General features: G+C 56.1%; 13 protein-coding genes. 1 reads left to right on the plus strand and 12 read right to left on the minus strand.

All coding sequences use genetic code 11. The features are described from left to right. Positions 1-9: 9 nt before the first annotated feature. Positions 10-204, plus strand: coding sequence for a DNA gyrase inhibitor YacG (gene yacG, locus A3466_RS11490; RefSeq protein ID WP_003856332.1), 195 nt, complete (start codon positions 10-12; stop codon positions 202-204). A 34-nt stretch (positions 205-238) separates the two neighbouring features. Here yacG and mutT read toward each other — a convergent pair whose 3' ends face one another. From mutT to murD, 12 genes are all read right to left on the minus strand, one after another. Then, complete coding sequence (gene mutT, locus A3466_RS11495; RefSeq protein WP_063450651.1) at positions 239-631, minus strand: 8-oxo-dGTP diphosphatase MutT; 393 nt, start codon at positions 629-631, stop codon at positions 239-241. Between the two features lie 57 nt (positions 632-688). Then, on the minus strand, positions 689-3,394 hold the full coding sequence (secA, locus tag A3466_RS11500) for a preprotein translocase subunit SecA (protein WP_063450652.1): 2,706 nt from the start codon (positions 3,392-3,394) through the stop codon (positions 689-691). 58 nt (positions 3,395-3,452) lie between these two features. Beyond that, positions 3,453-3,956: a secA translation cis-regulator SecM gene (secM, locus tag A3466_RS11505; protein ID WP_074161027.1), complete on the minus strand. Its 504-nt coding sequence runs from the start codon at positions 3,954-3,956 to the stop codon at positions 3,453-3,455. 280 nt (positions 3,957-4,236) lie between these two features. Then, positions 4,237-5,154 (minus strand): UDP-3-O-acyl-N-acetylglucosamine deacetylase, encoded by a 918-nt coding sequence (lpxC, locus tag A3466_RS11510; RefSeq protein ID WP_006810110.1) that lies wholly within the window; start codon positions 5,152-5,154, stop codon positions 4,237-4,239. A 101-nt stretch (positions 5,155-5,255) separates the two neighbouring features. Then, positions 5,256-6,407 carry a cell division protein FtsZ gene (gene ftsZ / locus A3466_RS11515; RefSeq protein WP_003856338.1) on the minus strand — a complete coding sequence of 384 codons (1,152 nt, stop codon included), beginning with the start codon at positions 6,405-6,407 and terminating at the stop codon, positions 5,256-5,258. 60 nt (positions 6,408-6,467) lie between these two features. Next, the gene (gene ftsA, locus A3466_RS11520; RefSeq protein ID WP_003856340.1) at positions 6,468-7,724 is read right to left on the minus strand and encodes a cell division protein FtsA; all 1,257 of its coding nucleotides are present in this window, start codon (positions 7,722-7,724) and stop codon (positions 6,468-6,470) included. After that, positions 7,721-8,560, minus strand: coding sequence for a cell division protein FtsQ (gene ftsQ / locus A3466_RS11525; protein ID WP_063450653.1), 840 nt, complete (start codon positions 8,558-8,560; stop codon positions 7,721-7,723). The genes ftsA and ftsQ overlap by 4 nt, the downstream gene beginning before the upstream one ends. A 1-nt stretch (position 8,561) precedes the next feature. Continuing rightward, positions 8,562-9,482 carry a D-alanine--D-alanine ligase gene (locus A3466_RS11530; protein WP_063450654.1) on the minus strand — a complete coding sequence of 307 codons (921 nt, stop codon included), beginning with the start codon at positions 9,480-9,482 and terminating at the stop codon, positions 8,562-8,564. Next, positions 9,475-10,950, minus strand: a complete 1,476-nt coding sequence (gene murC / locus A3466_RS11535; RefSeq protein WP_063450655.1) for a UDP-N-acetylmuramate--L-alanine ligase — start codon at positions 10,948-10,950, stop codon at positions 9,475-9,477. The genes A3466_RS11530 and murC overlap by 8 nt, the downstream gene beginning before the upstream one ends. A gap of 58 nt (positions 10,951-11,008) precedes the next feature. Then, entirely contained in the window at positions 11,009-12,073 is a 1,065-nt protein-coding gene (murG, locus tag A3466_RS11540) for an undecaprenyldiphospho-muramoylpentapeptide beta-N-acetylglucosaminyltransferase (RefSeq protein WP_063450656.1), read from the minus strand. After that, a complete protein-coding gene (gene ftsW, locus A3466_RS11545) occupies positions 12,070-13,314 on the minus strand; it encodes a cell division protein FtsW (protein WP_063450657.1) in 1,245 nt (414 codons plus the stop codon). The genes murG and ftsW overlap by 4 nt, the downstream gene beginning before the upstream one ends. Next, complete coding sequence (gene murD / locus A3466_RS11550; RefSeq protein WP_063450658.1) at positions 13,314-14,630, minus strand: UDP-N-acetylmuramoyl-L-alanine--D-glutamate ligase; 1,317 nt, start codon at positions 14,628-14,630, stop codon at positions 13,314-13,316. Before murD ends, ftsW begins: the two co-directional genes overlap by 1 nt. Position 14,631 lies beyond the last annotated feature (1 nt).

The following is a 14,631-nucleotide window of genomic DNA, read 5'->3' on the forward strand; positions in this document are numbered from 1 at the left end:
GGAGTGCCGATGTCTGACGTAACCACCGTAAACTGCCCAACCTGTGGGAAAACTGTCGTCTGGGGAGAAGTGAGTCCGTTTCGCCCGTTCTGCTGCAAGCGCTGTCAGCTTATAGACCTGGGCGAATGGGCGGCGGAAGAGAAACGCATTCCCAGCGAAGGCGATCTCTCCGATAGCGATGACTGGAGCGAGAACCAGCAGTAGCGTTCAACGCCTGCTGGCGCTTCGCTTAGCAGGCCTACAGGTTGCCCGTTAGCCGGGATATGACGGGCGCATTTGCCGGAGGAAATTTTTCGGCATCACTCGCATGAAGCGTAACCCAGCCACCCGGTTGCCCCTCTTTCCCCCAGGGTTCCCCATCCCAGCTTTCCACCAGCCAGAACCACAGCGTGATGTGCCTGTCCGGAAACTGGTATTCCAGCTTATCGAACAGCGTTGCGCCAATCGGGGTGATCCCCACCTCTTCCTGAAGCTCACGCACCAGCGCCTGCTCCGGCGTTTCACCGGATTCAATTTTCCCGCCCGGAAATTCCCATTTGTTCGCCATGTGCGCATCGGCGGCGCGTTGGGTTATGAAGATCTGATTTTGCGGGTTGCGAATGATCCCGACAGCAATTTGCAGTGTTTTCATCGTGTCACGTCCATAAAAAAGGCGCAGATATCTGCGCCTTTTCAGTTAGTTATATTCTTAGCTCAGGCGGCCGTGGCACGCCTTGTATTTTTTGCCGGAACCGCATGGGCACGGATCGTTACGACCGACCTTACGATCGCCCGTTTGCGCGGCGATTGCCGCTGCGGCTTCGCTTTCATCGGTCTGGTGGCTCAGCTGCTGCATCTGCGCCAGACGTTCAGCTTCTTCACGGCGCTGTTGCTCCATCGCTTCCACCTCTTCCGGCATACGCACCTGAACTTTGCTCAGGGTGCTGATGACTTCATACTTCAGCGATTCCAGCATGGCAGCAAACATGGCGAAGGATTCACGCTTGTACTCCTGCTTTGGATCTTTCTGCGCATAACCACGAAGGTGGATACCCTGACGCAGGTAGTCCATTGCCGCCAGGTGCTCTTTCCACAGGGAATCCAGCGTCTGCAACATAACGCCTTTCTCGAAGTGACGCATCATCTCAGCGCCAACCACTTCTTCTTTACGCTTGTAGACGTCCAGCGCGGTTTCGTAGATACGCTCGCGCAGCGTCTCTTCGTGCAGTTCAGGCTCTTTGTCCAGCCACTCTTTGATTGGCAGCTCGAGGTCGAAGTCATTTTTCAGACGTTCCTGCAAGCCTTCGATATCCCACATCTCTTCCAGGGACTGCGGCGGAATGTGCGCGTCGATAGTGGCTTTGAACACATCTTCACGAATGCTGTTGATGGTTTCGCTCACGTCAGACACGTCCAGCAGTTCGTTACGCTGGGTGTAGATCGCACGACGCTGGTCGTTGGCCACGTCATCATATTCCAGCAGCTGCTTACGAATATCGAAGTTGCGGCTTTCCACTTTACGCTGGGCGTTGGCAATCGCTTTGGTAACCCATGGGTGCTCAATCGCTTCACCGGGCTTCATGCCCAGTTTACGCATCATGCCGGACACGCGGTCGGAGGCGAAAATACGCATCAGCGCATCTTCCATAGACAGGTAGAAGCGGGAAGAACCGGCATCCCCCTGACGGCCCGCACGGCCACGCAGCTGGTTATCGATACGACGAGATTCATGACGCTCGGTACCAATGATGTGCAGACCACCGGATGCCAGCACCGCGTCGTGACGCACCTGCCAGTCGGCTTTGATCTGCGCGATTTGCTCTGGAGTTGGGTTTTCCAGCTCCGCGACTTCGGCCTGCCAGCTACCACCGAGCATAATATCGGTACCACGACCCGCCATGTTGGTGGCGATGGTCACGGCAGCCGGATAACCCGCCTGAGCTACGATATCCGCTTCTTTTGCGTGGAACTTAGCGTTCAGTACGTTGTGTTTAATGCCCGCTTTGGTCAGCTCGTTAGACACCACTTCGGATTTCTCGATGGAGATGGTCCCCACCAGTACTGGCTGCCCCTTCGCAGTGCGATCGCGAATATCTTCGATGATCGCCTGAATTTTTTCCGCTTCGGTCATGTATACCAGGTCCGGCATATCCTTACGGATCATTGGACGGTTGGTTGGCACCACCACGGTATCCAGCTTGTAGATAGAGCTGAACTCAAACGCTTCGGTATCTGCGGTACCGGTCATCCCCGCCAGCTTCTCGTACAGACGGAAGTAGTTCTGGAAGGTGATAGATGCCAGCGTCTGGTTTTCGTTTTGAATGTCCACGCCTTCTTTCGCTTCCACGGCCTGGTGCAGGCCATCGGACCAGCGACGGCCCTGCATGGTACGACCGGTGTGTTCATCGACGATGATGACCTCACCGTCTTTCACGATGTAGTCAACGTCGCGGGTGAACAGCGCGTGCGCGCGCAGTGCGGCGGTCACGTGGTGCATCAGCATGATGTTGCTCGGTGAATACAGGGACTCACCCTCTTCCATAATGCCTTCAGCCACCAGCAGCTCTTCGATTTTCACCAGACCGCGTTCGGTCAGGTTCACCTGGCGCGCTTTTTCATCCACGGAGAAGTGACCTTCACCCTGGAAGGTATCAGAGTCTTCTTTTTCCTGACGCAGCAGGTGTGGAATGATTTTGTCGACTTTACGGTACATCTCGGAGCTGTCTTCGGCCGGGCCGGAGATGATCAGCGGGGTACGCGCTTCATCGATCAGAATGGAGTCAACCTCATCCACCAGCGCGTAGTGCAGCTTACGCTGGACGCGCTCTTCCGGGCTGAACGCCATGTTATCGCGCAGGTAGTCGAAGCCGTATTCGTTGTTCGTTCCGTAAGTAATATCCGCGTTATAGGCTTCACGCTTGGCGGGTGCCGGCAGGCCGGACATGTTAATGCCGACGGTCATGCCGAGGAATTCGAACAGTGGACGGTTGTTTTCGGCGTCACGCTGCGCCAGGTAGTCGTTGACGGTAACAACGTGAACGCCTTTCCCGGTCAGCGCGTTCAGGTAGGCCGGCAGCGTAGCGGTCAGGGTTTTACCTTCACCTGTACGCATTTCCGCGATGCAGCGTTCGTTAAGCACCATACCGCCCAGCAATTGAACGTCGAAGTGACGCATGCCGAACACACGTTTACTCGCTTCACGCACAACGGCGAAAGCTTCCGGGATCAGGCTTTCTAAGGTTTCGCCTTTCTCCAGGCGCGCACGGAACTCCGCAGTTTTCGCCTTCAGCTCATCATCAGAGAGCTTCTCCATCGCCGGTTCCATACCGTTGATGACGTTTACAGCTTTGCGCATACGGCGCAGGGTACGATCGTTACGACTACCAAAAACTTTGGTTAATAATTTGATTAGCATAATAAATTCTCAAACGCCCCAGACGGGCAGATAAATTAAGGTATTGAAAAAAATTAATTTAGCTGAGGCGCAGAGGCCCGGCACGGATGCCGTGAACCTGGCTAATCCATGTCGAAACAGAGAAGGATGAAGGGGGAACAAAATCGGTTTGTGCCGTCTGGCTTACGGCCACAGGCGGCTGATTGTCCTGCGTCAGCAGCGCATTAAGCGTATCGAGCAGGGCAAGATGCTGGGCCTGAACCGGCAGCGTTTCTTCAGCAACAGGCATCGTCTGCGGCGCCATCGCGAACGACAGATGGCGGATAACCGTGCGTATAGCGTGTTGCTGCCAGTAATCAACGGAGAAATTGGGACGACGGCTGGCTTCAAGCCAGGCAAGATTAGTAAAATTAACCCGCGTGGTGAGATCGTGTTTGGTCGTCGTGGAGCGTGCTGGCGTTGCCGCGTCTGCACTGTTGCTGAGCACAGGCAAGCCGAGACTCGCCGCGACCATCCCTAATAAGAGATGCGGCCAGAAGTAACGTCTGCCAAATTGTCGCCAGCGCGTCAGTATTCCGCTCACTTGCTCCACCACGTTCGCCCGCCGGTGCAGGCTGAATTCAGTTATTCTTTTTTTAGCGCCCAGATATTACCACTAAAGCCAATACACGGCAGCAGGAATGACACCTTGCAGCAGGTAAAAACGGTCAATAATGCAGCGAACACACCGTTATTCGGCACCTGACACGCGCCAGGGTGAGAGAGGCAAATCAAAGAAAGGCAGAAATAAAAACGACTGGCTTCCCTGGTCGGAGAGAGTACCAGGTGAACCAGTCGCTTTTCTTACGAAACGGGTTTAACCGTTACGCCAGGACCATAGTCGGTGCTTTGAACGCCAGCGGCAGTTCAGCTTCGTCTTCGAAGGTCACATATTCCCAGGCTTCCTGTTTTGCCAGGACTGCCTGCAACAGCTTGTTGTTCAGTGCATGACCGGATTTAAACGCGGTAAAGGCACCAATGATATTGTGACCACACATGAAGAGGTCGCCGATCGCATCCAGCATTTTGTGACGAACAAATTCATCTTCAAAACGCAGGCCGTCTTCGTTCAGTACGCGATAATCGTCAACAACGATGGCACAATCGAAGCTGCCGCCCAGGCACAGGCCGCGGGACTGCAAATATTCGATATCACGCATGAAGCCGAAAGTACGCGCTCGGCTGATCTGACGCATAAACGCATCCGCAGAGAAGTTCATCGCGTAGCGCTGGGTGCTGGAATCAATCGCCGGGTGGTTAAAATCGATGGTGAAGTCCAACGAGAAACCATTGTACGGTTTGAATTCAGCCCATTTGTCGCCATCTTCGACGCGAACGGTCTCTTTAATGCGAACAAATTTCTTCGCGCAGTTCAGTTCTTCGATGCCGGCATCCAGCAGCAAATAAACGAACGGAGCAGCACTCCCGTCCATGATCGGGATTTCTGGCGCATCGACTTCAACAATAATGTTGTCGATACCCAGACCCGCCAGGGCGGCGTTCAGGTGCTCTACGGTAGAAATCCGCACGTCATGCTCGTTCACCAGACAAGTACAGAGCATAGTATCACGCACAGATTTGGCATCGGCCGGAAAATCTACCGGTGGATTCAAGTCGGTGCGACGATAGATGACCCCGGTATTGGCCGGCGCAGGGCGTAACGTCAGTGTGACTTTCTTGCCGGTATGTAAACCGACACCCGTCGCCTGAACGATACGTTTAAGTGTCCTTTGTTTGATCATCGTATAATCTCGCCAAATTAACTATCCAACCGAGAGTGTATATCACTAACGGTGGGCCAGTTTAGCACAAAGAGCGCAAATCCCCAAATTCCAGCCAATTCTTAGTCAGCTTGCTTACGCAGGAACGCCGGGATATCCAGATAATCTGGCTCTTTTGCCGTTTGTGGAGTCGGGTCGTTCACCACTTTTGCCGCCGGTTTTTGCTCCTGAGTCAGAGGCGCCATACCGTGCTGCTGGTAACGATCCATCACCGGCTGCTGAGTCTGTTTGTTGGTTACCAGGGTGATCTCAGGACGCTTGTCCATACCGATACCGGTGGCGACAACAGTCACACGCAGTTCGTCGTTCATTTCCGGGTCAAGTGACGTACCGATTACCACGGTCGCGTTGTCAGAGGCGAATGCACGGATAGTGTTACCCACGGTTTCGAACTCATCCAGACGCAGGTCAAAGCCAGCGGTGATGTTGACCAGCACGCCGCGCGCACCGGACAGGTCGATATCTTCCAGCAGTGGAGAAGAGATCGCCATTTCAGCCGCTTCTTCCGCACGGTCTTCGCCGCTTGCCACGCCAGAACCCATCATCGCGTAGCCCATTTCGGACATCACGGTGCGAACGTCTGCAAAGTCAACGTTCATCAGGCCAGGACGGGTAATCAGTTCAGCAATACCCTGAACCGCGCCTTTCAGCACGTCGTTTGCTGCGCCAAAGGCGTCCAGCAGAGAAATACCGCGACCCAGCACTTTCAGCAGCTTGTCGTTCGGGATGGTAATCAGAGAGTCCACGTGCTTGGACAGCTCGGTGATACCCTGCTCCGCGAAAGCCATACGCTTCTTGCCTTCAAAGTTGAAAGGCTTGGTCACGACAGCAACGGTCAGAATACCTAAATCTTTTGCGACTTCCGCCACAACGGGTGCTGCACCGGTACCTGTACCGCCGCCCATACCCGCTGCGATGAAGACCATGTCAGCACCGTCCAGTGCAGCGCGCAGCGCTTCACGATCTTCTTCAGCCGCGTTGCGGCCCACTTCCGGGTTAGCGCCTGCTCCCAGACCTTTGGTGATGCCACCGCCGATCTGAATGGTCTGGCCAACAGCCGTTTTACGCAGTGCCTGTGCATCGGTGTTCACCGCGAAGAATTCAACACCTTCAATGCGCTCGCGCACCATATGCTCTACGGCGTTACCGCCGCCGCCACCGACGCCGATGACTTTAATCACCGCGTCGTTGGTTAATTCCATTGGTTCAAACATAGTTTCTCTCCGTTGTGCCTGTCGCCCGAGACCGCTAATTCTCTCCGGTCTCTTAAAAAATTAAAATTCTTTTCGCAACCAGGTGTTAAGTCGTTTGACCCACGACCCCACCGAGACGCGTTTTTCCACCTCTGCTTCACCACTTAAATGGGACTCTTTCCCGTAGTGCAGCAGGCCCACCGCCGTTGAATAGTACGGCTCCTGAGCATAATCCGTTAAACCGGTGATATTCAGCGGCGCACCGATACGCACCTGCGTATGGAACACGCGCTGAGCGCAGGCCGCAAGACCTTCAATTTGCGCTGCCCCGCCGGTTAATACAATCCCCGCCGCGAGATGATGTTTCACACCCTGCTGGCGAAGCTGTTCCTGTAACTGCAAAATCTCTTCGTTGACCAGGTTGAGCAGCTCGGTATAGCGCGGCTCAATCACCTCTGCCAGGGTCTGGCGTTGCAGGCTGCGCGGCGGTCGCCCACCTACGCTCGGCACTTCAACGCTTTCGTCTTTGCCGACGATAGAGCCCAGCGCGCAACCATGGCGCACTTTAATCGCCTCTGCGTCGCTCGGTGGTGTACCAAAGGCGTAAGCGATATCGCTGGTTACCACATTCCCGGCGTACGGGATCACTTTGGTGTGGCGCAACGCACCGCCGGTATAGACAGCCATGTCCATTGTACCACCACCAATATCCACCACACAGACGCCCAGTTCACGTTCGTCTTCGGTCAGCACGGAATAGCTCGCGGCAAGACCGGCGAAAATAAGTTGGTCAACTTTCAGGCCACAACGTTCAACGGCTTTTACAATGTTCTTCGCCATATCGTTGTGACATGTGATCAGGTGCACTTTTGCCTGCATACGCACGCCCGACAGACCGACCGGATTCTTGATGCCTTCCTGGTAGTCGATCGCGTATTCCTGCGGGATCACATGCAGCACACGGTGCTCGTCGCGAACGCGCACGGATTTCGCCGTGTGGACAACGTTCTCAACGTCTTCCTGCGTCACTTCTTCTTCGGAAATCGGCACCATACCGATTTCATTCTGGCAGCTGATGTGCTTACCAGAAAGGGCCAGATAGACAGAGGAAATCTGGCAATCTGCCATCAATTCAGCCTGGTCGATGGCGCGCTGAACGCATTTCACCACCGACTCAAGGTCGTTTACCCCACCTTTATCCATACCACGGGACGGGCAGCTGCCCACGCCAATGATATTGACCATACCGTCGGGCAGAACTTCCCCTACTAAAGCGGCAACCTTCGCGGTGCCAATCTCCAGTCCTACTACCAATTTTCTGTCCGTCGACTTGATCATTGTTGTTCTGCCTGTACCTGTGCCTGATTCTGTTGCTGATTAGGTTCCTCGACCGGAGCCGGCTCCCAACCGACTGCTGCGCCTGAGTCATAGCGCAAATCAACGTAGCTTATCCGTTTGCCATCCGTCTGCGCCTGCTGCTGTAAAACCGGGTAAAGTTCTACAAAACGCGCCAGACGTTTCATTGTGTCGCCGCGGCCAAGGTTGAGCTTAATGCCGTTCGTAAGCGTCAGCTGCCAGGAGCGGCGCGCCGTCATCGCAGCTTCTTTTAACGCAAAACGATCCTTAGCCAGCACCTGCCCCATCTCACGAAAACCCTGCAAGACTTCGTTTTCGCTGCCTTCCGGGCCATACAACATCGGTAAATTCTGCTTGTTAACACGATCGCTCGGGACGCTGAACGAATTTCCGTCTACGTCAACCATATGCTGATCATTCCAACGCGCAATCGGCACATATTCAACCAGATGAATCTTCAATTCATCAGGCCATTGCTTTCTGACACTCGCCTGTTTAATCCAGGGCAGACGTTCAATCTGACTCTGGATAATGTTGACGTCCTGCGTCATAAAGGTGCCAGGCGACCCCAGTGCCAGAATAGACTGGCGAATGTCATCGTTACGCGTGTAGTGACGCTCCCCGGTCACCACCAGCTTCGACAGCGGCAACCGCTGTGCGTCTTCCATCCAGCCCAGCACCATCCAGCCGCTGATAAACACGGTGCACAGCACCCCGAGCAGGAAGATGATACCTGCAAGACGCGTACCATTGCTTCGGCGAGAAGAAGTGTATTCTTCTTCCTCGCGGTTGCGCGTGTTCAATGCAGCCTGAGACATATCAGCCCGCCTGGTCCAGAATACGTACGACTAACTGCGAGAAACTCATTCCTGCCTGACGCGCCGCCATTGGCACAAGGCTATGGCTGGTCATACCCGGAGACGTGTTTGCTTCCAGCAGATAAAATTGCCCGTCACCGTCGAGCATCACGTCGATGCGTCCCCAGCCACGGCATCCCAGAACATTCCAGGCTTTAAGCACCAGAGACTGTAATTCGGCTTCACGGTCTGCTTCAAGGCCACCAGGACAGAAATATTGCGTCTCATCAGAGAGATACTTCGCCTCATAATCATAGAAGACTCCCGCGGGTTGGATGCGAATTGACGGTAAAATTTCTTCGCCAAGCATCGCGACGGTAAATTCCGGCCCGCTAAGCCATTTTTCAATCAATACTTCTTCATCGTGTTGAAATGCCAACGCTAAAGCAGACGCTAAATTGCCAGCTTTATCCACTTTGGACATTCCCACGCTCGACCCTTCACGGCTCGGCTTAACAATAACCGGTAAGCCCAGCGCGGCAATGCGTGTATTAACGCTGTCCGACAGGCCTAATTCATATTCACGACGCGTCAGTGCAACCCATGGCGCAACGGGCAGGCCCGCGCCCTGCCACAGCAGTTTGCTGCGCAGTTTATCCATGGAGATGGCTGAGGCCATCACGCCGCTGCCGGTATACGGCATACCGATAAGCTCCAGCAGCCCCTGTAACGTGCCGTCTTCACCGCCGCGACCGTGCAACGCGATGAAGGCTTTATCAAAGCCCATCGCTTTCAGCTGCGTAACGTCCACGTCTTTCGGATCAACCGGGTGCGCATCCACGCCCCCTTCACGCAGGCCCGCCAGCACGGCAGCGCCCGAATTCAGAGAAACCTCGCGTTCGGCGGAGGTGCCGCCAAACAGGACAGCAATCTTATCAGCCATGACGCTCGTCCTCCTGAGTTTGCGGCTTCAGTTTGATTTCAGCTAAGGTACGGGCGATTTTGCCGATATTTCCCGCACCCTGAATCAGGATCAGATCGTTGCCTGTCAGGACCGGGGCAAGCATTTCTGCTACCTGTGCCGGGTCGGGAACCAGAATAGGATCCACTTTACCTCGTCCACGGATGGTACGACATAAAGAACGACTGTCCGCACCCGGAATTGGATTTTCGCCTGCGGCATAAACGTCCAGCATCAGCAGGGTATCGACCTGCGAAAGCACGTTGGCAAAATCGTCGTACAGATCGCGGGTACGCGTGTAACGGTGCGGCTGGAAGATCATAACCAGATTCTTTTCTGGCCAACCCGCACGTGCCGCTTTGATGGTGGCGTCCACTTCGGTCGGATGGTGACCGTAGTCGTCTACCAGCATCGCAGAACCTGGCTTACCGTTCACCGGCTCCAGTGGGAACTCACCGAGGAAGTCGAAGCGACGGCCCGTTCCCTGGAAGCTTTCCAGCGCGCGCAGGATCGCCTCATCGTCAATGCCTTCTTCTGTCGCAACCGCCACGGCCGCAGCCGCATTCAGGGCGTTGTGGCGTCCCGGCGCGTTCAGGGTGACACGCAGCAGGTCTTTGTCCTGACGTGCCAGGGTGAAATGCCCCTGCGCACCAATCTGCTTGTAATCTTCGACGCGTACGTCAGCGTCTTCGCTGAAACCATAGGTGGTGATTTGACGCCCGACGCGCGGCAGCAGCTCGCGGATCACCGGATCGTCCACGCACATTACCGCACGGCCATAAAACGGCAGGTTGTGCAGGAAATTGATAAAGGTTTGCTTTAAGTTCTCGAAGTCACCCTGGTAGGTATCCATATGGTCAGCTTCGATATTGGTGACGATCGCCACCATGGGTTGCAGATGCAGGAACGACGCGTCGCTCTCATCCGCTTCAGCAATCAGATAACGGCTGTGACCCAGACGCGCATGTACGCCAGCGGCTTTCACCAGACCACCGTTGACGAACGTCGGATCGAGACCCGCTTCCGCATAAATGCTGGAGACCATCGCCGTGGTCGTGGTTTTGCCGTGCGTACCGGCCACCGCAATGCCGTGACGGAAACGCATCAGTTCCGCCAGCATTTCCGCGCGACGGATCACCGGAATGCGCGCCTCATGCGCCGCAACGATTTCCGGGTTATCTGCGGAGATGGCGCTGGATACCACCACCACGCTCGCATCGCTCACGTTTTCCGGGCGATGATTGAAATAGATAGTCGCCCCAAGCGACGCCAGCTGCTGCGTAACAGGGTTTGGCGCCAGGTCAGACCCGCTGATCTGATAGCCTTCGTTAGCTAACACTTCGGCAATACCACCCATGCCGGCACCACCGATGCCGACAAAGTGAATGTGCCGGACGCGACGCATCTCGGGCACGATAGAACGCAGTTTTGCCAGTTGTTGTGTATTCATTCTCTAAACGCCATCGACTACTTCAAAAAATCGTGCAGCGCAACACGCGCTGCGAGAATTATGCCTGGGCTGCCAGGCTCACTTCTTTTGCCACCCGTTCCGTTGCATCCGGGATAGCGGTCGCGCGCGCGCGTTGCGCCATCTCCAGTAATACATTCCGGTTCCAGCCCGCCAGGGTAGTGGCGACCGCTTCAGCGGTAAATTGTGGCTGCTCAAAAATTTTCGCCGCGCCCGCTTTCTCCAGCGGTAGCGCATTCCAGTACTGCTGTCTGTCTTTGTGCTGGAACGGCACGAACAGCGCTGGCAAGCCGGCGGCGGCGATTTCGCTCACCGTCAGCGCGCCAGAGCGGCAGACCACGACATCGGCCCAGGCATAGGCTGCGGCCATGTCATCAATAAATTCAGTGACCTTATGCTGCGGCTGACCTTCTGTCGCGTAGGCCTGCTCAACGGTCTGCTGTGCGCCCTTCCCGCTCTGGTGCCAGAGGGTCACGGCGTCACCCAGTTTTGCGGCAACCTGCGGCATCGTCTGGTTTAAGATACGTGCGCCCTGTGAACCGCCAACAACCAGCACGCGCACCGGCCCTTCGCGACCGGCCAGACGCACCTCTGGCAGCGGCAGCGCCAGCACGTCCACGCGCACCGGGTTCCCTACGACATCCGCCTTCGGGAAAGCGCCCGGGAAAGCCTGCATCACTTTGGTGGCAATTTTTGCCAGCCATTTGTTGGTCAAACCGGCAATACCGTTCTGCTCGTGCAGAACAACGGGGATCCCCAGCGACCACGCCGCCAGTCCGCCAGGGCCGGAAACGTAACCGCCCATACCTAATACGACGTCAGGCTTAAAGCGCTTCATAATGGCGCGCGCCTGACGCCAGGCGTTGAAAATACGCACCGGGGCCAGCAGCAGCGCCTTAATTCCTTTGCCACGAAGGCCGGAAATACGAATAAAGTCGATCTCGATACCGTGCTTCGGTACCAGGTCGGCTTCCATGCGGTCTGCGGTTCCCAGCCAGCGTACCTGCCAGCCCTGATCCATTAAATGGTGCGCAACCGCCAGCCCCGGGAACACGTGTCCGCCGGTCCCGCCTGCCATCACCATTAACCGCTTCGGTTGATTCATCGTGAACCTCGTGTAAACGCCTGGGCTTTCTCCAGACGCGTTTCATAATCTATGCGTAACAAAAACATGATGGCCGTCGACATGATCAACAGACTCGAACCACCATAACTGATCAGCGGCAGCGTCAGACCTTTGGTTGGCAGCATACCCGCTGCGGCCCCAACGTTTACCAGCGCCTGGAAGCTAAACCAGATACCAATTGAGCAGGCTAAGAAACCGGAGAAGCGGTGATCGATCTCCAGCGCTTTACGGCCAATCGACATGGCGCGGAAAGCGACGAAGAATACCATTAATAGCGCCAATACCACACCGATATAACCCAGTTCTTCCCCAATAATGGAGAAGATGAAGTCGGTGTGCGCCTCCGGTAAATACTCCAGTTTTTGCACCGAGTTGCCCAAGCCTTGCCCCCAGACTTCGCCGCGGCCAAACGCCATCAGCGACTGCGTCAGCTGATAGCCGCTGCCGAACGGATCTTCCCACGGGTTCCAGAACGAGGTTACGCGGCGGATACGGTATGGCTCAGCCAGGATCAGCAGCACAACCGCCGAGATCCCCATTCCGATAATGGCGATGAACTGCCACAGCTTTGCGCCCGCCAGGAACAGCATCGCCAGCGTAGTGACAAACAGTACGACTACCGTACCGAGGTCGGGCTGCGCCAGCAGCAGGATCGCCAGCACCAGAATCACGCCCATCGGTTTTAGGAAGCCGCGCAGGTTGTTACGAACTTCGTCGACTTTACGCACCAGATAGTTTGCCAGGTAGCAGAACAACGAAAGCTTGGTGAACTCCGCAGGCTGAATACGCAGTGGACCAAAGGCGATCCAGCGCGATGCCCCGTTAACGGAGCTCCCGACCACCAGAACGATCAGCAGCATAATAATCGACGCAATCAGCATGGCCGTACTGTGCCGCTGCCAGAACGTCATCGGCAGGCGTAAGGTGATCATCGCCAGGCAGAACGCCAGAATGATGTACAGCCCGTCACGCTTGGCAAACAGGAACGGATCGTTTGCCAGACGTTGTCCAACGGGCATTGACGCCGAGGTGACCATGATAAAACCGATTGCTGCCAGACCCAGCGTGAGCCAGAACAGCATACGGTCATACATGATCAGGCTGTCGGAATCTTTATCCCGGGAAGCCATCACCCAGCCTTTCAGCGCCTCAAACAGCCACACCAGGATGCCAAATCCTGGCAGGCGCGGCATTCTCAGGCGAGGGAGAGAAAAACGCATCAGCCTAACTCCTTCGCCAGGCGGGTAAAGAGATCGCCCCGCTGTTCGAAATTCTTAAATTGGTCGAGGCTGGCGCAGGCAGGCGAGAGCAGCACCATATCGCCGGGCTTCACGCGCGGGGCAATAAGGCGCATCGCCTGCTCCATGGTCTCGGTTTGCTCGGCAACCTCAGGACGCAGCGCCGCCAGCTCGCGACCGTCGCGGCCAAAGCAGTACAGGCGCACGTTATCGCCGCCGAGATACGGCTTCAGCGAGGAGAAGTCGGCCGATTTACCGTCGCCGCCCAGCAGCAGGTGCAGCGTGCCGTCAACGTGCAGGCCGTTCAACGCGGCTTCGGTGCTGCCTACGTTGGTGGCTTTAGAATCATTTATCCAGCGCACGCCGTTATGCTCCAGCGCCAGCTGGAAACGGTGCGCCAGACCGGTAAAGGTGGTCAGCGCTTTCAGGCTGGACGATCGCGGCAGGCCAACGGCATCCGCAAGCGCCAACGCTGCCAGGGCATTGGTGTAGTTATGCTGGCCGGAAAGTATCATCTCTTTCACGTTCAGCACCTTCTCACCTTTCACCCGCAGCCAGGTTTCGCCCTGCTGACGGTTGAGGTGATAGTCACCCATGTTAATACCGAAGCTAATGCAGCGATCGTCCGCGCCGCGCACCGGCATGGTGAGCGCATCATCGGCATTCACCACGCAAACGTTGGCATTTTCATAGACGCGCAGCTTGGCCGCGCGGTACTGCTGCAAGCCGAACGGGTAGCGGTCCATATGATCTTCGGTGACGTTAAGGATCGTCGCCGCCGCCGCATGCAGACTTGAGGTGGTTTCCAGCTGGAAACTGGAAAGCTCCAGTACAAACAGCTCACAGCCTTTATCGAGCAGCATCAACGCGGGCAGACCAATGTTACCGCCCACGCCGACATTTTTACCCGCCGCTTTCGCCATCTCACCCACCAGCGTGGTGACGGTGCTTTTACCGTTTGAACCGGTAATGGCAACGATCGGGGCCTGCGCCTCCCGGCAGAACAGTTCGATATCGCCAACGATCTCAACCCCGGCATCCGCCGCGGCGCTCAGCGAAGGGTGCGCCAGCGCCATGCCCGGGCTGGCAACAATCAGATCCGCGGCCAGCAGCCACTCATCATTCAGACCACCCAGGTGGCGTTCAACCTGCTCCGGCAGCTTGTCCAGACCCGGCGGAGAGACACGCGTATCCATCACGCGCGGCGTCACGCCACGCGCAAGGAAAAAGTCCACGCAGGAGAGCCCAGTCAGGCCCAACCCGATGATAACGACTTTTTTGCCCTGGTAATCTGCCATG

It is taken from the genome of Enterobacter genomosp. S (assembly GCF_001631805.1).
In the GTDB taxonomy this organism is placed as follows: Bacteria; Pseudomonadota; Gammaproteobacteria; order Enterobacterales; family Enterobacteriaceae; genus Enterobacter; species Enterobacter quasihormaechei.

Bases quoted from the DNA above. Each gene is read 5' to 3' on its own strand.
- yacG (WP_003856332.1), top strand. From the start codon at position 10: ATGTCTGACGTAACCACCGTAAACTGCCCAACCTGTGGGAAAACTGTC.
- mutT (WP_063450651.1), bottom strand. From the start codon at position 631: ATGAAAACACTGCAAATTGCTGTCGGGATCATTCGCAACCCGCAAAAT.
- secA (WP_063450652.1), bottom strand. From the start codon at position 3,394: ATGCTAATCAAATTATTAACCAAAGTTTTTGGTAGTCGTAACGATCGT.
- lpxC (WP_006810110.1), bottom strand. From the start codon at position 5,154: ATGATCAAACAAAGGACACTTAAACGTATCGTTCAGGCGACGGGTGTC.
- ftsZ (WP_003856338.1), bottom strand. From the start codon at position 6,407: ATGTTTGAACCAATGGAATTAACCAACGACGCGGTGATTAAAGTCATC.
- ftsA (WP_003856340.1), bottom strand. From the start codon at position 7,724: ATGATCAAGTCGACGGACAGAAAATTGGTAGTAGGACTGGAGATTGGC.
- ftsQ (WP_063450653.1), bottom strand. From the start codon at position 8,560: ATGTCTCAGGCTGCATTGAACACGCGCAACCGCGAGGAAGAAGAATAC.
- A3466_RS11530 (WP_063450654.1), bottom strand. From the start codon at position 9,482: ATGGCTGATAAGATTGCTGTCCTGTTTGGCGGCACCTCCGCCGAACGC.
- murC (WP_063450655.1), bottom strand. From the start codon at position 10,950: ATGAATACACAACAACTGGCAAAACTGCGTTCTATCGTGCCCGAGATG.
- murG (WP_063450656.1), bottom strand. From the start codon at position 12,073: ATGAATCAACCGAAGCGGTTAATGGTGATGGCAGGCGGGACCGGCGGA.
- ftsW (WP_063450657.1), bottom strand. From the start codon at position 13,314: ATGCGTTTTTCTCTCCCTCGCCTGAGAATGCCGCGCCTGCCAGGATTT.
- murD (WP_063450658.1), bottom strand. From the start codon at position 14,630: ATGGCAGATTACCAGGGCAAAAAAGTCGTTATCATCGGGTTGGGCCTG.